Source organism: Streptomyces sp. NPDC002018, assembly GCF_042890865.1.
In the GTDB taxonomy this organism is placed as follows: domain Bacteria; phylum Actinomycetota; class Actinomycetes; order Streptomycetales; family Streptomycetaceae; genus Streptomyces.
Genome location: NZ_JBIASO010000017.1, coordinates 48,253 through 68,397, shown reverse-complemented (window position 1 = coordinate 68,397; position 20,145 = coordinate 48,253). Strand labels below are relative to the sequence as shown.

General features: G+C 73.0%; 15 protein-coding genes. 4 read left to right on the top strand and 11 right to left on the bottom strand.

Annotation, left to right across the window (positions count from 1 at the left end; all coding sequences use genetic code 11):
* Positions 1-29: 29 nt before the first annotated feature.
* The 5 genes from ACFYYH_RS25370 to ACFYYH_RS25350 form a co-directional block, all read right to left on the bottom strand.
* Entirely contained in the window at positions 30-485 is a 456-nt protein-coding gene (locus ACFYYH_RS25370) for a DoxX family protein (RefSeq protein ID WP_388555246.1), read from the bottom strand.
* Between the two features lie 66 nt (positions 486-551).
* The gene (locus tag ACFYYH_RS25365; protein ID WP_388555244.1) at positions 552-2,828 is read right to left on the bottom strand and encodes an FAD/NAD(P)-binding protein; all 2,277 of its coding nucleotides are present in this window, start codon (positions 2,826-2,828) and stop codon (positions 552-554) included.
* A gap of 320 nt (positions 2,829-3,148) precedes the next feature.
* Positions 3,149-4,486 (bottom strand): tetratricopeptide repeat protein, encoded by a 1,338-nt coding sequence (locus ACFYYH_RS25360; protein WP_388555242.1) that lies wholly within the window; start codon positions 4,484-4,486, stop codon positions 3,149-3,151.
* A 608-nt stretch (positions 4,487-5,094) separates the two neighbouring features.
* Positions 5,095-6,855: an alkaline phosphatase D family protein gene (locus ACFYYH_RS25355; RefSeq protein WP_388555240.1), complete on the bottom strand. Its 1,761-nt coding sequence runs from the start codon at positions 6,853-6,855 to the stop codon at positions 5,095-5,097.
* Positions 6,856-7,001: 146 nt separating this feature from the next.
* Positions 7,002-7,655, bottom strand: a complete 654-nt coding sequence (locus ACFYYH_RS25350) for an HNH endonuclease family protein (RefSeq protein WP_388555238.1) — start codon at positions 7,653-7,655, stop codon at positions 7,002-7,004.
* A gap of 565 nt (positions 7,656-8,220) precedes the next feature.
* Between ACFYYH_RS25350 and ACFYYH_RS25345 the strand changes: the two genes are divergently transcribed.
* Positions 8,221-8,937 (top strand): ABC transporter permease, encoded by a 717-nt coding sequence (locus ACFYYH_RS25345; protein WP_388555451.1) that lies wholly within the window; start codon positions 8,221-8,223, stop codon positions 8,935-8,937.
* Between the two features lie 170 nt (positions 8,938-9,107).
* Here ACFYYH_RS25345 and ACFYYH_RS25340 read toward each other — a convergent pair whose 3' ends face one another.
* Entirely contained in the window at positions 9,108-9,791 is a 684-nt protein-coding gene (locus ACFYYH_RS25340; protein ID WP_388555236.1) for an HAD-IA family hydrolase, read from the bottom strand.
* A 111-nt stretch (positions 9,792-9,902) separates the two neighbouring features.
* Positions 9,903-11,201, bottom strand: a complete 1,299-nt coding sequence (locus tag ACFYYH_RS25335; RefSeq protein WP_388555233.1) for a peptidoglycan-binding protein — start codon at positions 11,199-11,201, stop codon at positions 9,903-9,905.
* Positions 11,202-11,488: 287 nt separating this feature from the next.
* Here ACFYYH_RS25335 and ACFYYH_RS25330 point away from each other — a divergent pair, with 287 nt between their 5' ends.
* Positions 11,489-13,537 carry a DHA2 family efflux MFS transporter permease subunit gene (locus tag ACFYYH_RS25330; protein WP_388555230.1) on the top strand — a complete coding sequence of 683 codons (2,049 nt, stop codon included), beginning with the start codon at positions 11,489-11,491 and terminating at the stop codon, positions 13,535-13,537.
* A gap of 285 nt (positions 13,538-13,822) precedes the next feature.
* Here ACFYYH_RS25330 and ACFYYH_RS25325 read toward each other — a convergent pair whose 3' ends face one another.
* Positions 13,823-14,329, bottom strand: coding sequence for a GNAT family N-acetyltransferase (locus tag ACFYYH_RS25325; RefSeq protein WP_388555227.1), 507 nt, complete (start codon positions 14,327-14,329; stop codon positions 13,823-13,825).
* A 160-nt stretch (positions 14,330-14,489) separates the two neighbouring features.
* On the opposite strand from ACFYYH_RS25325, the gene ACFYYH_RS25320 reads away from it, so the two are divergent.
* Complete coding sequence (locus tag ACFYYH_RS25320; protein ID WP_388555224.1) at positions 14,490-15,128, top strand: hypothetical protein; 639 nt, start codon at positions 14,490-14,492, stop codon at positions 15,126-15,128.
* Positions 15,128-15,979, top strand: a complete 852-nt coding sequence (locus tag ACFYYH_RS25315) for a hypothetical protein (protein ID WP_388555222.1) — start codon at positions 15,128-15,130, stop codon at positions 15,977-15,979. Before ACFYYH_RS25320 ends, ACFYYH_RS25315 begins: the two co-directional genes overlap by 1 nt.
* Positions 15,980-16,193: 214 nt before the next feature.
* On the opposite strand, the gene ACFYYH_RS25310 is transcribed toward ACFYYH_RS25315, so the two are convergent.
* From ACFYYH_RS25310 to ACFYYH_RS25300, 3 genes are all read right to left on the bottom strand, one after another.
* Positions 16,194-16,862 (bottom strand): O-methyltransferase, encoded by a 669-nt coding sequence (locus tag ACFYYH_RS25310; protein ID WP_388555219.1) that lies wholly within the window; start codon positions 16,860-16,862, stop codon positions 16,194-16,196.
* A gap of 163 nt (positions 16,863-17,025) precedes the next feature.
* A complete protein-coding gene (locus ACFYYH_RS25305; protein WP_388555216.1) occupies positions 17,026-17,838 on the bottom strand; it encodes an alpha/beta fold hydrolase in 813 nt (270 codons plus the stop codon).
* Positions 17,839-17,942: 104 nt separating this feature from the next.
* Positions 17,943-19,877 (bottom strand): hypothetical protein, encoded by a 1,935-nt coding sequence (locus ACFYYH_RS25300; RefSeq protein WP_388555213.1) that lies wholly within the window; start codon positions 19,875-19,877, stop codon positions 17,943-17,945.
* Positions 19,878-20,145 lie beyond the last annotated feature (268 nt).

The window sequence follows — 20,145 nt, the reverse complement described above, 5'->3', positions numbered from 1 at the left end:
CGCGGCCGCGGAGGGGCAGGGCGCACGGATCAGGCGGCCACGGCCGTACGTTGTTCCTGCCTGGCCTCCTCGCCGTCGCCGCGGGAGCCGCGCGAGCCGCGGGAGGAGAACAGCCGGTCCAGCGAGAGCGCTCCGGGCCCGGTGAAGACGATCAGCAGGAAAGCCCAGCAGAACATGGCGGCGGGTTCGCCGTTGTTCTGCATCGGGAAGAGCCCTTCGGGCTGGTGCACATCGAAGTACGCGAACGCCATGGAGCCCGAGGACACCAGTGCCGCTATCCGGGTGCCGAGGCCCAGCAGTACCAGCCCGCCGCCGACGAGTTGGATGACGGCGGCGAACCAGCCCGGCCAGGTGCCCGCCGAGACGGTGTCCTTGTCGAAGAGACCGAAGAGCGAGGCCGCTCCATGGCAGGCGAAGAGGAGCCCGACGACGATACGGAAGAGCCCGATGGCGTAGGGCTGACCGTGGTTGAGGCGTGTGTACATGGGGGGTTGTACTCCTTCGATCGATTGGTCTGGACCGATGAGAAGCTCCCCTCACGTTAGGCAGACCTAATCAATGCTTGCAAGTTCAACATTCAGGCGGGGATCAATTCGCGCCGCGTGTTCCGCTTCCCAGGTGGGCGGCGTGCGGAGGGTGGCACGTGCCACCGCGTCGGTGTCGGAAAGCATCACCGAGTCGACGCCCGGCCGTGCTCCGGCGGCGGTGACCCAGTGCACCCCTTCCGTGGGGACGCCGAGCGCGAACCTCCGGGGGTGGAATTCCCCCCGCCGGTCTATCAAGTGGTACGGACGGCGTGTTACATCCAGCCCGCCGGTTTCGTAACCTCCGACGCGGTGCGGCCGGCACTGACCGGTCTTCAGCAGCCGTGACAGCAGCGGGTCGCAGCTCCGCCGGAGATCCGGTTCCGGCAGCCGCGCCTCCACCAGGGTCGTGGCGAGGACGGCCGACCCCGGCACCTCGGGCGACTCGGCGAGGAACGCGCCGTCCACCGTGCGCATGGCCGTCCGGGGCCCGATCACATCGAGCACCCCCGCCTCGATCAGTGCCGCCATCTCCTCGATGCGGCGGCGCGGCGGGCCGATGGAGAGGAACGCGTTCAACGGCGTGTACCAGCGGTCGAGATGGTCGCGCCGGGACGAGCCGCTGAGACCGGCGTGGTCCACGATCTGGCGCAGCTCGTTGCGCAGGTCGCGCAGTACGTCCAGGGCGGCCTTGACCGGACCGGCGAGATTGCCGAGCGCCGCCTCCGCCGCGTCGCACCGCAGATGGGCCAGCAGCCAGGCGCGATGATCCGCCGGATCGCGGAAGGTCTCCCCGTCGTACGGGCGGGAGATCCGGTCCCAGGACCAGCGGTCGGCGGGCGCGATCCCGGCCGCGTCCAGGACGGCGGCCTCCTGCGGGCTGCCGGCGGGCGCCGAGAGGAAGCGGTCGAGGAAGTCCTCCCGGGCCCGGACGACCCGGGAGGAGCGGCCGCGCGCCGGCGACGGTGTCGTGGGCGTGGGCGTGGGGGCCCCGGCGGCCTCGGCGGGGGCCCTGGACGGCGTCCCGGACGGCCTCGCGGAGGAAGGCCCGGGGGGTGTCACGGAGAGCGGCCCGGGGGGTGTTGCTGAGGACGGCCCGGAGGATGTCGCGGAGAGCGGCCCGGGGGGTGTCGCTGAGGACGGCCCGGGGGGTGTTGCTGAGGACGGCCCGGAGGATGTCGCGGAGAGCGGCCCGGACGGTGTCGCGGACGGGATCCCGTCGGGAGCGCCGAAGAGTGTCGTGGCGTAGAAGACCGCCTCCACCTCCTTGGCGACCAGCGGCCATATCTCCCTGCGGAAGTCCGGCGGGTCGCCCTCGTCGGCGCGCTTGCGGAAGACCGCGATCACATCCGGGGTCAGCGCCAGCGGCCGATGGCGGCCGGAGGGTCCCTTCGCGTTGTCCCCGCGTGCCTGGTACGGGATGCCGCGCCGCGAGCCCGCGTACAACTGCGGTTCGCGCCCCGACGGGTGGTATACGAGAACGCCGTCGGTTCCCCGGGCGAAAATGCCGCCGCGTCCCGCCGTCAGCAGTGCCATGTGGTCGAAGAAATTCAGACCGAGGCCGCGCAGCAGAACCGGTTCGCCCGGAGCGACGGCCGAGAGATCGACATCGGCGGGGTTGGCGGGCGGCAGATAGCGGAGCCGGTGACGCGCGGCGTACTGCGCGAGGGTCGCCTCGGTCTGGCCGGAAACCACCGGTAGATGGCCCTGCGTGAGGACGACGGCACTGAGGCCGGAAATCGTCATGCCATTGTCGAGGGTGAGCGTCTGGGCGGGCCGCTGGGGGGTGGAGGAACGGGGCGTACCGGATGTACCGGGCTCGGACAGGGATGTGATCGGGCCATCTTCGCCGCTGTCCTCCAGACGGATCGCGCGCGCCCGGTGCACCTGGACCGTGACGTTCTCCGGCGCGTTCTCCACCGTCGTACGGAACGCCCACTCCAGATAGCGGCCGTAGGCGGCACGGGTCGGATAGTCGTCGGGGCCGAGGCGTTCCTCCGGGCGGGCCCTGGCCCACTCGTACAGACTCGGGCCCGGACGTATCGGGCCCTCGCACTCGACGCTCTCGTCGGTGAACACCGTCACCTGCGAGGCCACGGTGTTCATGAGCAGCTCGGCCGACTGGTCGGTACGCCAGACGAGGCCCGCGCCGGGCGGCGCGGGGTCGACGAGATGGACGGTCAACGGGACGTCCGGAGCCAGTTCGGGCACGGACGCACAGAGTCTTTCGAGGACCGAGGTGCCGCGGGGACCGGCGCCGACGACGGCGAGTGAGCGGGGCTGGGGGGGCCGTGCATCGGACAAAACTGTGACTCCCGGGGCATGTGGGGTACGGGAAGCGGATGGTCCGCATCATCATGCCGTTGCCGCACCGGCAGCCGAAGCCTTGGGCCAAGGATCGCGCCTTGTGTGAATGATCACGGAGGCGCCGACGAGGCGGTTGGACGGCCCGGAGATGTCAGGGCGTCAGGACCCGCTTCTCCACGGTAACCAACCGCCCCCGCCCAGCCGCGCGTGGGCCGGCCCCGCCGATCGGCTTTCCGTCCCCGGCCGAGACGGATCCCGGCCGAGACGGATCCCGGCCGAGACGGATCCCGGTGGAGGCGGTCGGGTCTTGCCCGTTGTCATACGGGGATCAGTTCGGGCCGTACCGTTGCCCGTGCGCGCTCGTGCAGCGCTTGCGCCTCGTGGTTCTTCAGATGCGGGCCGATGAGGCTGAACATGTCCGTCATCCGCTTGTCGATTCTCCCCGAGTTGACGAGTGGATAGTCATCCAGGGCGAGTCCCCACGTCCGGCAGGCGGCTTCCAGGTGTCCGACCGCCAGTTGCCGTTCTGCGAGGATGGCACGCTCTTTGACCCGCGTTCGCCGGTAGATGCTGTAGCGCAACTTGTCCGACTCCTGCATCGCGGTCACCGCGCCGGCCATGTCGCCCATCTCAAAACGCACTTGGCTGGTGTGGTAGTTGAGCGCGGCGGGATCGTACGAGCCGAAGACCCTCCCGCGGGACTCCGCACGGTCCATGGCTGCTTCCGCTTCATGCAGAAACATCAGCGCGGAGCGACGATCCCCGGTCTGTGCGGCGGCATGTGCCTGCTGTCCCGCGAGGAACGCACGCATCCGGGGGCCCGCCTGCGGGGACGAGGCCGCGGCGGCATCGGCCAGTCGCATCGCGACGGGTCCCTGATGGAGGTCTACGGCTTGTACGCTCATGCCCCGGAGTGTCGTGCAATAGGTCAAATGATCCTCCGAGGCTCCGGCGAGTTCCAGGGCCTTCAGGTAGTAGCGCTGTGCGAGCCCGTGCAAACCTTCGTCGACCGCCATGTAGCCGGTCAGGTAGCAGAGGTCGGAGGCCGCCGACATCATCGCTTTGCGTACGTCCTCCGGCCCGTCGGTCCGCAGGAAGGGCGCGACCGTGTTGACGAGGAACGTCGCGGCGAGGGGCCGAGCGGTGCGGCCGCCATGCTGATCGTCCATGGACGAGAGCTGTTCCGTCATGGCGATGACCGTGTGCACGTCCGACAAGCCCAGGCGCGTCCGTGTGCCTTTTTGGGCCACTTCCATGCGGCCCACTACGTCGGGCCAGTTGGGCACGGTGAGTGCGACGGAAAAGAGAGCAGAGCCGATGACGCTGCGGCGGGACGGGTCCATGTCCTGCTTTCCGAGATCGATGATCCCTTCAGCAGTGCCCGATGTGCTCGGCGTCTCCGGTGTGGGGAAGCCGGCATCCGCCGGTGCTGCGGGACGGCTCAGTCTTCGGGCGAGCGCTTCCAGGACCAGTGGTCGGGCCGACTCGCGCGGCATCCCGCCGTTCAACCACTGATGTACGGACGGGGGGCGGTACCGGACCGGGGTGCCTTGCTCGGTCCCGATACGGTTCACGGCCTGGGCGAACTGCCGCAGACTCCAACCGGTCTCACGGAACAGTCGTTCCAACCCGCTGTTCGGTTCGCTGGTGCTCACGGTTCGTTCAACTCCCCATGCACGGTGGCGCCAAGGGTTTAACGCTCTTAACTCTCCTGCGCTTCCCAACGGTACCGCTGTGTGTAACCGCGCTGTTGCCCAGTGCGAGCAAGCCGGTAGCGAGCAACCGTGTGCGGAAGGGCAGTCGATGGCGGACCGAGCCTTTGAACTGGGCACCATTGAGTCGATCGTGTGCGTCGAGTCGGGCGACCTCTGGTGCTTACGGCCTGTCAGGAGGCCTCACGCGTACGCGGAGCCGCCGCGGCGCCTGTTGACCACGGTGCCGGCCGGGCTTGCGGCGCATCCGCATGGACGGTCGGGGGGTTCCTGATGGCGTTCCGCTCGCGTCGTGGCTCGGGCCCACGCGTCACCTTCCCGGATATGACGCGGCGTTGCTCCGTGTGCCACTGGCCTGTGGAGCCGGAGGAAAGTCACCGCAGGGTGTACCGGGACGCTCCCTCCGGTCCCGGCTGGTACGCGTACCTGCACGAGGACTGTGCCAAAGTGATGGAGCACGAACAGCCCGCGTAGGGGCGGGGAGAGCGGGTCCGGCCGGGGTGCTCGGGGTGCGGGCCGGGCGTCGCTCGGGGGCAGAGGGGCAGAGGGCGTCAGGGCGTCAGGGTTCGGGTTTCGATGGTGGCCAGTTCGGCCCTGCCGGAGCGGGTGTGGGCCTGGTCCAGGCGGAGGGTGGCGGAGCGGCCCCGCAGGGTCAGGGTCATGAGCTGGTTGCCGAACCAGGGCCCGCCCGTCTTGCGCCAGTCGACGCCCGAGGGGCGGATCCTTCCGTGGCGGACCAGGGCGTGGCCCAGGCGGCGGGCTCCCCGGCTCCAGCCGAGGCGGAAGCCGAGTTTTATCCAGCCGGGCACGGAGTTGTGCACCGGGGAGCAGGTGAGCTGGAGGACCCGCGCGTCCGGACCGTCGCCCGCCGTCCAGGTGGGCTCGGCGATATACGCGTGGTGCACATCGCCCGACAGCACGGACACCGTCGCCGGTGCGCCGGGACCGCTGCCGGCCTCCGCGATCAGCGCGGCCAGCGCGCCGAACGAGTCGGGGAAGGCGGCCCAGTGCTCCAGATCGGCCGCCCGGCGCAGCTTCTCCCCGAACCGGGCCCAGCGCGGCCCGCGTTCGCCCCGGCAGAGCGCGGAGTCCCAGGACTCGGCGTCATGGATGAAGGGCGGCAGCAGCCAGGGGAGAGAGGTGCCGATCAGGAGATGGTCGTAGGGGCCCCGCCCGCCCCGCCCGCTCGACCCGTCCCCGGCCCGCCCGCTCGACCCGTTCCCCGACCCGTCCCCCGCCCCGCCATCGGCACCGGTGTCCGTATCGTCGCCGCGCCCGTCCATCACCTGGTCGCGCACCCACCGCTCCTCGCCCTCGTCGAGCATCGCGCGGGCGGACTCCTCCAGCACCCGGGCGGCGCGCGAGTCGATCATCAGCAGCCGGGTACGGCCGAAGTCGCGGCGGTAGCTCCACCGCGCGCACGCCGGATCGCGGTCGGCCTCGGCGGCGAACCGCCGGAGCAGATCGGTGCCGTCGGGCGCCGCGCGTACGGCCGCGTACAGCTCGTCCGCCGCCAGCTCCTCGGGGGCGAGATTGCCGAGGTGCTGATAGACCCAGTACGACATCAGCCCGCTGAGCACCCGCTCCTGCCACCACGGCGTCGCCCGCATGTCCTCCAGCCAGGCCGCGCTGGTGTTCCAGTCGTCGATGAGATCGTGATCGTCGAAGATCATGCAGCTCGGCACGGTGGAGAGCAGCCACCGCACGTCCGGGTCGCTCCAGGACTCGTCGTACAGATACGTGTACTCCTCGTAGTCCGCGACCTGGGCCCCCGGCGGCTCCGCCAGGTCCCGCCGGGCGCCCAACCGTGCCCTCGTCGCGTCGGACGTCTCGTCCGCGTACACCTGGTCGCCGAGGAGCAGCAGCACATCGGGCCGTGCGGCTCCTGGGTCGGCCGCCAGCCGCTTCGCGAGGGTGTCGAGCGCGTCGGGGCCGACCGGATCGGGCTCACCGTGCGCGGGCGCGGCCCACCGGCAGGACCCGAACGCGACCCGCAGCTCCTCCCCGGGCCCATCGGAGGCCGCGGGGGTACGGATCGTGCTGGGCGGCGAGGACGAGTCCTCCGGGGGCCAGACCTGGCGGCCGTCGAGCAGGACGTCGTACGGGGTGGTGGTGCCCGGCGTCAGACCGGTCACCGGAATCAGCGCGTAGTGGTGCCCCGCGACCTGGAACGTCCGCGACATGCCGTACGCGCCGTCCCCGCAGCGGACCTCCGCCGCGGCGGGCCGGTCGGTCTCGACCCACACACTCGCCGTGCCGGCGCCGCCGAAATCGACGTACCGCAGCACTGGCCCCAGGCGCAGTCCGGTCATGGTTGCCCTCCTCCGTCGCACCGTAGGGTACGGAACGACGGAGGAGGGCGGGGAGGAGGTCCGGCCGGTGTGGGGGTGGCGCCGCGGGACCGGGACCGGGAACGGGACCGGGAGCGGCGCCGGGGGCCGGGAGGCCGCGGGCGGTCTCAGCAGCCGTTCAGGACGCTCTGGAGCGCGCTCTTCTCGGCCGAGTCGACGGTGAGGCTGTAGTGGTACTTCACCTGGACCCAGGCGCGGACATAGGTGCAGCGGTACGCGGTGCGCGGCGGGAGCCACTCGGCCGGGTCGCGATCGCTCTTCGACTGGTTCACGTTGTCGGTGACGGCGATGAGCTGCGGACGCGTCAGGTCGTTCGCGAAGGACTGGCGCTGCGAGGTGGACCAGCCGCTCGCGCCGGAGGTCCAGGCCTCGGCGAGGGGCACCATGTGGTCGATGTCCACGTCGGACGCGGCGCTCCAGGTGGCGCCGTCGTACTGGGAGTACCAACTCCCGCTCGTGGCCTGGCAACTGGAGTTCTGTACGACGCCGGTGCCGTCGCGCTTGAGCACGGCCTCACGGGTGTCGCAGGAGCCGGACTGGGTGATCCAGTGCGGGAACAGGTCACGGCTGTAACCGCTGGTGGAGCCCTCGGCCCGCACGGTGAGCTGCCCCAGGTAGGTGCGGGCGGTGGCCGCGCTGACCGGGGTGGGCATGGCGGCCTGCGCGGAGGGGGCGGTGAGCAGGGTCGTGGCGGTGGCGAGGGCGGCCGAGGCGGCGAGTACGGCGATACGAGGCATTCGACGCGCGTAGATACCAGACATGCGAACTCCCTTGAGGTGGGGGGAATCGAACCGGACCGTGCGGGGGTGGGGCATGTGGACCGGGACGTACGGGACCGTCGGCCCGGCCGCCATCGTGGTGGTGGCGGGTTTCCATGGGGTGGGCGCCAGGTAACAGGGTGGCGACATGGGCACGTCACATCAAGAGGGTATGGGCGCCTGGTAGTTCCTGACGGGTGGGCAACTCGGTGCATTCGGGGCAAAGTTGACGCGGTCGAGGCGGTACGGCACGCGGGGGCGCGGGGCGCCGCGCGGGCGCGAGGGAATCCCGTGACCCGCCGGGGACGGCTCACCGGACCGGCCGGACGCGCCCCGCGTGGCCGATTGGTGCCGGTCGGGTGCGGCTCGTGCGGCGTGCGGAACCTGGGGTGCGGGTGGTGCGGCGTACGAGAACCTCGGGTGCCGCGTGTGGCGTACGGGCCCGGCTGGGTGCGCCGCGCGCGGCTGTGCGGGAGCGGCCGGGTCCCGCGCGGTGTGACGTACGGGACCCGGCTTCGCCCTGTCCGGTGCGGCTTAGGCTGGGGCCGTGCTGCTGCGGGTCGATGTCATGTTCTGGGTTGTCCTCGCGCTGCTGCTGGCCGTCGCCGTGGCCGTGGCCGTGTTCGCCCGGCTCGGACGGGCCCGGGAGATCGCCTTCGCGGGGCTGCGGGCCGCCGTCCAGCTCGGCGCGGTCTCGCTGCTGATCGGGTGGGTGGTCGGGGCCGTCGCGCCCCTGCTCGGCTTCGTGGTGCTGATGTACGCCGTCGCCGTACGGACCGCGGGCCGCCGGGTCACCCGGAACGGGACATGGTGGTGGGCCGCCGTGCCGATCGGGGCGGCGGTGGCGCCCGTCATGGTCCTCCTGCTGCTCACCGGAGTCGTACCGCACCGGGGCATCGCGGTGGTCCCCGTCGTCGGCATCCTCATCGGCGGCGCGCTCACCGCGACGGTGCTGGGCGGACGGCGGGCGCTCGACGAGCTGCACGCGCGGCGCGGCGAGGTCGAGGCGGGGCTCGCGCTGGGGCTGCCCGACCGGGACGCCCGGATGGAGGTGGCCAGGGCCGTGGCGGCGGACGCGCTGCTGCCGGGGCTCGACCAGACGAGAACGGTGGGGCTGGTGACGCTGCCGGGCGCGTTCGTGGGGATGCTGCTGGGCGGCGCGTCGCCGGTGCAGGCGGGGGCGGTGCAGCTCTTCGTGCTGGTGGCGCTGATGGCGGTGCAGGCCGTGGCGGTGAGTACGGTGCTGGAGCTGGTCGCGCGCGGCAGGCTCCACCGGGACCGCTGAGCCGGCTCCCTACGGCTGCGCCGCGTGCCGCCGGCCGGGGATCCGTACCGCTTCGGCCCTGGCTGTCCGCGATCGGGGATCCCGTACCGTCCTGGCTGCCGTCGGCCGGGGATCCGTACCGCCCCGGCTGCCGGCAGCCGGCTTCGGACCACCGCGCCCGCCGGGGCCGGCTACGCCTGCGCGTGCAGCCGGATCTCGCCCGTCGGCAGCGCTTCCACGCGCAGCCGCGTCAGGTCCTGGACATGGACGTCCGGGGCCATCGCCGCGGCACGGGGGCCCACGCCCACCACCCGCATACCGGCCGCTCGGGCCGCCGTGATGCCCGCCTCAGAGTCCTCCAGCGCCACACAGTCCTCCGGCGCGAAGCCCAGCCGGGCCGCGCCCAGCAGAAAGCCCTCCGGGTGGGGCTTGCTCGCCGTGACGCTCTCGGCCGTGACCCGGGTGCCGGGCAGGGGGAGCGCCGCCGCGGTCATCCGCGCCTCGGCCAGGGCCGTGTCCGCCGAGGTGACCAGGGCGTGCGGCAGCGCGGCGATCGCCGCCATGAAGGCGGGGGCGCCGGGGATCGGGACGACGCCCTCCGTGTCCGCCGTCTCCTCGGCCAGCATCCTGCGGTTGTCGGCGAGGTTCTGCTCCATGGGCCGGTCCGGGAGCAGCACCGCCATCGTGGCGTACCCCTGGCGGCCGTGGACGACCTTGAGCACCTCGTCCGGGTCCAGCCCCTGGGCGACCGCCCAGCGCCGCCAGCAGCGCTCCACGGCGGCGTCGGAGTTGACGAGGGTGCCGTCCATGTCGAGCAGGAGGGCGCGGGTGGTCAGGACCGACACGGATGTCGTGGTGGCGGCGGTGGCCGTCATCGGCGGACTCCAGAGCGCGGGAGCGGGGCGGACAGACAGACAGAAGCGGCTCCGCCCGCCGGTCAGGGTGTACGGGCGGAACCACTTTGTTTCGTCATTGTACAAAAAGCTTCAGTGCCGTCGACCGCGCCCCTGGGTCTCGGCCTCCAGGGCGCGCCGGGTGTTCGGTCCGTAGACGCCCTCGGGGTCGCCCTCGACGCTCCGGTACGACTGGTAGACCGTTACCGCGCCCTCGACGCGCTCGTCGTACCGCCCGTCGGGCCGGCCGCGGAACAGCCACACCTCCGCGAGCCGGTTCTGGAGCTCCACGACCTCGGGTCCGGAGTCGCCGGGGCCGAGGGACGCGCCCTCCGGGGCGAACGACGGCTGCCGCGGGGGCTGCTTCGTGCGGGACGGGGTGCCCGCGGGGGCGGTGGAGGAGGGTGGCGCCGACGGCTCCCGTGAGGCGGTGGCGGACGGCGCCGTGCTGACACCGGGGCCGGGGGAGGGGCTGGTGCCCGCCGTGGACGGCGCCGAGGACGACGGCGTCGCGGCCGGGGTCGACGGCGCGGACGGGCTCCGCGAGGCGCCGGACTCCAGGACGCCCACGGTCGGAAGGCCGCTCGTCCGCTCCGGCAGCGCCCGTTCCCCCGGCTCGCTCCCCGAGAACAGCCCGCCCGCGAACGCCGCCGTCCCGATCACCGCCAGGACGGCCGCGCCGATCGCCAGCGCCCGGTACGGGGTGCGGCGGGGCGGCGGCGGTGCCGGACGGAAGGGCGCGGGCGGCGGCTCGGCGGAGTCGCTCGCGGGCGCGAGGGGCGGCATCGGGCCCGCGGTGCGGAAGACCGGGGGCGGCTCCGTACTGTCGTCGCCCGCGTCGAGTGTCACGTATGGCCGTACGCGCAGCGGATTGAAGTCCTCGGCCTCCGCGATCTCCTCGGCGAGGTCCGCGGAGACGCCCTCCACCCTGGCCCGCGTGGTGTCCGTCGCGGTGTCCGCCGCTCCGTCCTCGGCGGTGTCCGCGGTGAGCTGTCCGGTGACCTCTTCCGGGGTCTCCTCCGGGGTCCCCGGGGTCCCCGGGGTCCCCGGGGTCCCCGGGGTCTCGGGGGTGGTTTTCCTCGTAATCTCCCCGGTGGCCCCGCTCGCGGCGGTCCCGTCCCCGGTGACCTCCGCCCCGGCGACCGCCTGTCCGGCGACCGGCCCTGCGGCGACCGCCTGTCCGGCGACCGGCGCTCCGGTGAGCGCCTGTCCGGCGACCGCTCCTCCTGCGGTCTTCTCCCCGGTCTCCTGGGTGTCGGACGGCCGACTCTCCGTCCGCCGCGCGGACTTCCGCGCCGCCCCATCCGCTTTCCGGGTGTCCGCCGGTGGAGCGGTCCGTGGCGTCGCCGACGGCTTCGGCCCGACGGGCCCGGCGACCCTCGTCAGCGGCATCGTCGTCTCCGCGGCCGTCGCCCCCGAGGGGCGCCGGGCGGCCGGTGCCGCCGGTCCCGGCCGCACGGCACAGGCGCATCCGGGTCTGTCGTCTGCGGTGCGCGGCGTGCCGCACTCGGGACAGAGCTGTCCGGTCAACGTGGGTTCCCTCCCCTTGAACTGCCGCCGATTATGCAGGCCGTGCGGGGCGGGCATGCGCCTGGCCCAGGGGCTCCGGCGGACTCTCGGCAGGCCATAACCGGACAGAGCGGACAGGATGGAATCCGGCGGATCCGAGGAGTTGTCACATGATTCAGGAAGTGAGTACCCCGGCCATAAGTCCGGCCCCCGGCGACACACACAAACCGCGCACTGTCCTGGTCGCCATATGCGCCCTGCTGATGGGGCTGCTGGTCGCCTCGCTCGATCAGACCATCGTCTCCACCGCACTGCCGACCATCGTCAGCGATCTCGGGGGGCTGGAACATCTCTCCTGGGTCGTGACCGCCTATCTGCTGGCGTCGACCGCCGCTACTCCCCTCTGGGGCAAGCTCGGTGACCTGTACGGCCGTAAGCGGCTCTTCCAGCTCGCGATAGTCATCTTTCTCATCGGCTCCGCGCTCTGCGGCATATCCCAAAACATGGCGCAGCTCATCGCCTTCCGCGCGGTCCAGGGCCTCGGCGGCGGCGGACTGATCGTGCTGTCGATGGCGATCGTCGGGGATCTCGTCCCGCCGCGTGAACGGGGCAGGTACCAGGGACTGTTCGGCGCCGTCTTCGGCGCGACCAGCGTGCTCGGCCCGCTGCTCGGTGGTTTCTTCACCCAGCATCTGAGCTGGCGTTGGGTGTTCTACGTCAATCTGCCCGTCGGCGCGGTCGCGCTCGCGGTCATCGCCGCCTTCCTGCACATACCGGTCCGCAGGACCCGGCACACCATCGACTACCTCGGGACCCTCCTGATCGCGTCCGTCGCGATCTGTTTCGTCCTGGTCGCCTCGCTCGGCGGTACGACCTGGCCCTGGAGCTCCGCCGAGATCATCGGACTCACCGCGCTCGGCACCGTCCTGCTCGTCCTCTTCATCCGCGCCCAGCGGCGCGCGGCCGAACCCGTACTGCCGCTGCGGCTCTTCCGGATCAGGACCTTCACGCTCATCGCGGTCATCAGCTTCATCGTCGGCTTCGCGATGTTCGGCGCGATGACCTATCTGCCGACGTTCCTCCAGGTCGTCCAGGGCGTGACACCCACCATGTCCGGTGTGCATCTGCTGCCCATGGTGCTCGGCCTGCTGATCACCTCCACCGTCTCCGGGCAGATCGTCAGCCATACCGGGCGCTGGAAGGCCTGCCCCATCCTGGGCGCCGCCGTCACCGCCCTCGGGCTGCTGCTGCTCCACCGGCTCACGGCGACCAGCGGCACCCTGGAGGCGAGCGTCTACTTCTTCGTCTTCGGCGCGGGCCTCGGACTGGTCATGCAGGTCCTGGTGCTGGTCGTGCAGAACTCCGTCAGCTACCAGGACCTCGGCGTCGCCACCTCGGGCGCCACCTTCTTCCGTTCGATCGGCGCGTCCTTCGGCGTCGCCATCTTCGGCACGGTCTTCAGCAATCTGCTCGCCGGCCGGCTGACCGACGTCCTCACCGACGCGTCGTCGCCGCCCGGGGTGGGACCCGGCGAGCTGTCCGCCGACCCACGGGCCATCGAACAGCTCCCCGCCGATCTGCGGCCCGCCGTACTGGACGCGTTCTCGTCCTCCATCACCGACGTCTTCCTGTACGCGACACCGGCCGTGCTGCTCGCCTTCGCCGTCGCGTGGTTCCTCAAGGAGGACAAGCTGCGCGGCTCGGTGACCGCCCCGGAGGCCAGCGAGACCCTGGGGAGCAATCCGGTCGTCCGCTCCTCGCACGACGAGGTGGCACGCGCGCTGTCGGTGCTCGGCACGCGCGAGGGCCGCCGCCGGATCTACGAGCGGATCACCGCGACGTCGGGGTACGACCTGCTCCCGGCGGCGAGTTGGCTGCTGCTGCGGATCCGCCGTCTCGGTTCGGTCCAGCCCGGCGCGCTCCTGGAGACCCTGCCCGTACCGGTCAGATCCGTCACCGACGCCTCCCGGCAGGTGGAGGAACGGGGACTGGCCAGACGCGAAGGTCTCGAACTGACCCTCACCCCCCGGGGCGTGGAGACCGCCGAGGCGCTGGCGAAGGCGCGCGAGGACTCCCTGACGGAGCTGCTGGGCGACTGGTGGGGGCCCGGCAGGCCCGAGGACCTGGTGGAGCTGGTACGGGACCTCAACAGCGAGCTGTGCGGGGCCGAGAGCGAACGCCCGCCGGCCCCGGCGCCGCCGAGGGACCACGCGGTCTGAGCCCGCGCGGCGCGCCTCCGGACCGGGCCTCCGGACCGGGCCTCCGGGCCGCACCTCCGGGCCGCACCTCCGGGCCGCGCCTCCGGGCCGCGCCTTCGGACCGGGCCTCCGGACCGCGGTGCCGGACCGCGGTGCCGGGCCGCACCTCCGGGCCGCGCCTTCGGACCGCATCTCCGGGCCGCGCCTTCGGGCCGCATCTCCGGGCCGCGCCTTCGGACCGCGGTGCCGGGCGTCTCCGGCCGGACGCCACTGTGAAGACACGGCCTAAGGCTCCGAAGACACGGCCTAAGGCTCCGCGCGGACCGTCAGTCGCTTGCCGTACCAGATCTCGCTGTACGGGCCCGGCGTGCCGTACGCCGGGATCTCCCGGAAGCCGTGCTTCGCGTACAGCCCCCGCGCCTCGACCAGATCGAGCCGGGTGTCGAGGACGAGCCGGCCCGCCCCGAGGCGCGACGCGGCCCGCTCCAGGGCGGCGAGCAGGGCGCCGCCGCCCCCGGTGCCCCGTACGCCGGGGCTCACATACACCCGGGTCAGCTCGGCCGTGTCCGCGTCGAGCAGCCGCAGTCCGCCGCAGGACAGGGCCTCGCCGCCGTACCGGCCGACGACGAACTCCCCCGTGGGCGGGGCGAGTCGGCCGGCCGGGTCGGCCGGTTCCTCGGCCAGGCCCGCGTCGATCTCCGCCGTGGTCGCGGGCCGTCCCCAGTAGCGGCCGGCGACCTCGGCGTAGTAGGCGCGGCGCAGCCGGGTGGCGTCGGGGCCGGCGAAGGGCTCGGGAAGCACGGACCAGTTCATGGCCGAACCGCTATCAGGGTGAAGAGCCGTTTGGCCAACGGATTACGGGCAACCCGATTCCAAGAACGACCCGTTACGAGCGGTACCGGTGCCCGTACGCCCCGCGCACGGGCCGCGTACGAGCGGCGTACGGAACGAGACGAGAGCTAGGAAGGCAATCATGTCCACAGTCCTGATCGTCATCGCTCTGGCCGTGGTGTTCGTGATCGTCGTGGCCGCGGTCCTGTACATCGGGCCCGGCAGGGCAAGCGGACGAAGCGGACTGAAGCGCCGGTTCGGACCGGAGTACGACCGTGTGCTCGCCCGCCACGACGGGGACTCCAAGGCCGCGGAACGCGAGCTGACCGAGCGGGTGGGACGCCACGGCGAGCTGCGTCCGGAGCCGCTCCCCGCGGAGCAGCGTGAGCAGTACGTGGCCATGTGGGCCGGGCTCCAGGAGCGCTTCGTCGACACGCCGCGCGAAGCGGTGGTGGAGGCGGACCGGCTGCTGGCCAGGCTGGCGGCCGAGCGCGGTTACCCCGGCGGCCCGGAGCACGAGGGCCGGTCCGACGAGCACTTCGAGGCCCTCTCCGTCCATCACCCGTACCAGGTGGACGGATATCGCAGGATGCACCGGGTGGCCTCGGCGGACGGCGGTGGCACGAGCACGGAGGAGCTGCGCGAGGCGCTGGTCGGCGCGCGTGAGCTGTTCGACCGGCTGATCCTCGGTCACCCGGACAGGCGCGACGGGCAGCGTGGCAGTGGCGCCGTCGGCCGGAACCGAAACTTTTCTCTGCGGCCCAAAGGGAGTGGTGTCTGATGACGTACGACCCGAAGAGCGACAGGAGCGATACGAGCGGACGAACCGGTAGGAGCGACCGGACGGACCGGGTCGGCCGGACGGACGGGACGGACCGTAGGAACGGGACGGACCGGATGGACGGCGCGGACCGGGCGGGCAGGACGGACCGGGCGGGCCGGATGGACGGGATGGACCGGACGGACGGGATCGACCGCACCGACATGTCCGACCGGACCGCCGACGGCGACCGGACCCACCGGAGCGAGCGGACGCGGCGGGAGACCGATGTGATGCGTCAGGTCCCGCCGCCTCCGCCCCCGCCGCCCGCGCCGACCGTTCCCCCGGCCAGGGACGGCCGGGGGAGGGCCGGGACGGAGCAGTTCGCGAAGGCGCCGCACGATGTGCGTGAGTCGGTCAAGCCGCTGCACAGCCGCCCCCCGCAGGACACGGCGCAGCACGACACGGCGCACGAGCCCGTGAAGCCGGTTCTCGCCGGGGACGGGATGGAGACATCCGGCAGGCCCGCCGCAGACACCGCCGGTGGGGCGGCGCGCGACGGCGCGGCCACCAGCGGTACGCGGCTGCTCCCGCAGGACGAGAGCGAGCGGCTGAGCCTGCGCCTCCAGGACGCGCTCAGTACGTTCGTCGACGGACCCCGGCGCTCCGTCGAGGAGGCCGCCGGAGTCCTGGACGAGGCGGCCGAGCGGCTCACCAGCGCGCTGGCCGAGCGTCCGCGCTCGCTGCGCGCCGGCTGGGACGGCAACGGTCCCGGCGAGGGGAAGCACGCGACGGACGGCTCCGACACGGAGAAGCTGAGGCTCGCGCTCCAGAGCTACCGCGAGGTCACGGAACGGCTGCTGCGCATCTGACGGCAGCTCTGCCGCCGCCGCCGGACCGCGCAAGCGGCGACGGGGCCGGTCAAGACCAGGAGGCGGTGGGCAAGGGACGGCCCGCCGCCTCCCTCCTTGTGTCCGCCTCCGGCGGAGGCGGGCCTGCCCCTGTCGGCCGGGCCTGCCTCCGCCGCAGCGGGTCCCTTCCGCCGGCGTGGGCCCGGGGCCCGGAAGCGGCCCTCGGGCCCGTCCGTCAGGCCAGGACCCGGGCCAGCGCGAAGCCGTCGTACCCCTTGGTGCCGACTGTCTGTACGGCGGTCGAGGAGAGCCGGGGGCTGATCGCCATCAGCTCGATCATCTCCCGCGTGCCCACCACCGAGGGATCGGTGCTCGCCGGGTCGGCGACCGCTCCGTCCCGTACGACGTTGTCCACGACGATGACGCTGCCGGCCCGGGTGAGCCTGAGCGACCACTCCAGATAGTGCGGGTTGTTCCGCTTGTCCGCGTCGATGAAGACGAAGTCGAACGGGCCCGCGCCCTCGGCCTCCAGCGTGGGCAGCGTCTCCAGCGCCGGGCCCGTCCTGACCTCCGCGATCTTGTCGAGCCCCGCGCGGGCCAGGCTGGCGCGGGCCACCTGGGCGTGGGTGGGATCGGCCTCCAGGGAGATCAGTCTGCCGTCCACCGGCAGCGCGCGGCCCAGCCAGATGGTGCTGTAACCACCGAGGGTGCCGATCTCCAGGATCTTGCGGGCGCCCTGGATCCGGGCGAGGATCTGGAGCATCTTCCCCTGGTTCGGGGCCACGTTGATGGCGGGCAGCCCGGCGGCGTCACCGGCGGCGAGCGCCGCCGTGAGCACGTCGTCCTCGGGGGCGAGCTGATCGGTGAGGTAACGGTCGACGGCGGTCCACTGCTCCTGGGACATGGAGACCTCTCATCCGTGCGTGCGGGAGTCTGCGGGAATCTGCGGCGGTGCCGGGATGCTTCGGTGTGCTTCGCCTTCGCTGACATGGCGACATGGCGAATTGTTTCCAGTGGGAACATATCCTAGGCGCCCGGCGTCGGCCCCTGTCGATCGTCGCCGCCCGTCAGACCGTGGCGGCGAGGATCCGGGCCAGCTCCGCCAGGTGGACCAGGTGCGGGAAGTGGCCACTGCCCGGCAGCACGGTGACGGCGACGCCGGGCGAGGTCTCCCTGAGCCAGGCCAGATAGCCGGGATCGGCTTCCTCGCCGGTCACGTAGTGGTACGGGATCCCCTGCGAGGCGATACGGGCCAGGTCATGGGCGCGGTGCTCGCGCAGTTCGGACGCCGGCCTGACGAGCAGTTCGTTCCAGTAGCCGAGGAGCAGGTCCTGTGCGGGCGGCACGGGTGGCCGGGCGAGGTCCCGGACCGGGCGGGGCAGGGACTCGACGCCCATCCGCGCGAGGAGGGAGTCCCAGATCCTGCCGTAGGCGGGGCTCCGCAGTACGGGTTCGTTCCGGCGCAGCATGTCGGCGAAGCCGCCCGCGAGCAGCGGCTGGTCGATGTTGACGACGCCGCTCGCCGGATACCGGGCGGCGTAGACCGTGGCGAGGACACCGCCGAGGGAGTGGCCCACCACGGTCGGAGCCGTCAGTCCGCTCTCGGACACCGCTCGGTGGACGGCGGCCGCGACCTCGTCGAGAGCGTAGGAGTCGTGCCGGGGCGAGCCGCCGTGCCCCGGCAGGTCGAGGGCCAGTACTCGCCGGGCCGGGTCGGTGCTCGCGAGTTCACGCAGCAGCGGGCCCCACTGGCGCCGGTCGTAGCTGAGCCCGTGGAGCAGAAGGAGCGGAGGCCGGTCGTCGGCGGCGGCGGCGCCATGGCTCTCCGCCGCCAGGCCTCCGACGTACCGCGAGGGCGCACCCGTCGTGTCCGGAACCATGCCGTATCTCCTGTTCGTGTGCCTGTCGTCCGTTCACCAGGAAGGCGTAACCCGACCAGGAACGATCTGTACGTGGCGCGGGTCACACGTGCCGGCGGGCAGGGTCACACGTGCCAGTGCGCCGGGCCGCCCGGGGCCGGGTGGTAGCGGAAGAACCGGCCGGTGCGCAGCGAGGCCCGCAGATGGGCGCCGGCGAGCGGTGCGACGGCCTCGACGCGCTTGACGACCGCCCACACACTCCGGGTGGCGCTGACGCGGGCCCGTTCGGCTTCGCCTCCCTGGGTCCGCTGCCGCCCGCCGAGCCCACTGGCCCGCCGCAACTCGGCGAGCAGCGCGCCGCGTTCCGCCTGGACGGCCGTCGCGGCCTCGGTGTCGCCCGCGCGGTCGGCGGCGTCGAGCCGGTCGTCGAGCACCGCGAGCCGACGCCGGTAGGCGGCGCGGGCGGTGTCGTCCAGTACGGGATCGCCCTCCGGCACACGCAGCCCCGCGCCGCCGGCGACGAGGTCGAGCGCGGGGATCTCCTGGCCCGGCGCCGCCAGCAGGGCCCGCAGGTAGTGCAGTCCGCGCCCGTCGGGCAGGCGTGCCGTCTCGCCGTCGGCCTCCAGCCGCCACTCCGGCCCCTCGCGGACCAGCCACCACGCGTCGGCCGGCGGACCGGCCGGCGGCAGCGTCGCGAGGAGGCCGCGCATGCCCAGCCGCTCGGCGATCGACCGGGCCCGGCCGAGATCCTGGCCGGCCCGGTCCCGCCGGTCAGGACCGCCCGTACGGGCCAGGATCTCGGCCCGTGCGGTGAGCGTCCTGGCCAGCCAGGGCAGAGCGCCCAGGCGTCGCGCCGACGTCGCCGCGTCCGTCAGATGGCCGAGCGCGGCCTCGGTCCGGCCGAGCCGGCCGGCCAGCCGGCCGAGGTAGTCGTCGACCGGCCCGGTGATCGTGTTGGCGCCGCCCCACACCACGAGCCTGCCACGGAAGGGCAGCAGTGCCTCGTACAGTCCGCGCGCGGCCTCCGGTTCACCGACCCGCGAGGCGACGACCGCGAGGTCGGCGAGAGCGCCCACCCAGCGCGGTCCGGTCCCCGCCAGAACGGCCGGCAGGAGGCGTTCGAGCTCCAGTCCCGCTTCGACGTCGTGGCCGTTCTCCATCAGCGACCGGGCCGCGGTCGCCTCGAAGAAGTGACCGGGCAGCCGCCGGGCGAGTTCACGCCACGGTTCCACCGGGACCTCCGCCCCACCGCGCAACACCGCCACCTGGCCGGTCACCGACCCGACCAGACGGCCGGTGTCGCTCACCCCGGCCCGCCGCCCCGCCGCCGCCACCTCGGCCGCCAGCGCCGTCGCGTCCTCGAACCGGCCGCGGACGGTCGCCAGTACCGCCTGCCGAGCCAGGACCACCACGGCCGCCTCGGTGTCCCCGGCCTGTTCCCCGGCGCGCGCGTAGGTGGTCAGCGCCGCCTCGGCCGCCGCCAGATCGCCCAGCTCGGTCAGGGCCACGAAGCGCCAGAACAACCCCCGGCGCTCCGCGGGGGCGTCCCCGGCCCGCCGGGCCCCGGCGACGATCTCGGCCGCGGTGGCCAGGCGCTCCGCCGCGGTCGCCGGATCCCACAGCGCGTGGAGCCGGCTGTCGAGTACCTCGGCGAGCGTGCCGGGATCGCCGGCGGACCGGGCGAGCGCCACCGCCTCGTCCGCCAGCTCTCCGCGGCGGGACCTGGCCGAGGTGTCGCCCAGCAGTTCCCTGGCGAGGCGGGCCAGTACCCGGGCCCGGACGGCCGGGGGAGCCGGGCGCCCGGCCGCGGATTCGAGCAGCCGGATCAGGCCGACGTCGAGTTCGAGGAACTGTGCCCGGGACGGCACGGTGAGCGCCAGATGGGCGACCGGGTCGACGGTGGCGTCGAGCCCGGTGAGTTCCCGGGCGAGGGCGAGCGCCGGCCCCGGCAGACCACCGGAGAACAGCCACAGCGCGTGAACGGCGTCGGGCGGCAGGTCCGGCAGCAGGACGGACAGCTCGGCTGCGGAGAGTTCGCGACGACGGCCGGCAAGAGACACGCACCAGCCTAACCGGGCCCGCTCCGTCCCTCCCCCCAGGCCGCTGTGACGCCATTCGGCCCATGCCCTGGCTCCTGACCCGGCTCACGCGGCTCATGCCCCGGCTCATGGCGGACCGGGTCGCCGGCGCGTCCCGTTGCCCTCTGGCCGGCTCCCCGCCCGGCTCCCGCCCGGCTCCCCGCCCGGCTCCCGCCCGGCTCCCCGCCCGGCTCCCGCCCGGCTCCCCGCCCGGCTCCCGCCCGGCTCCCCGCCCGGCTCCCGCCCGGGT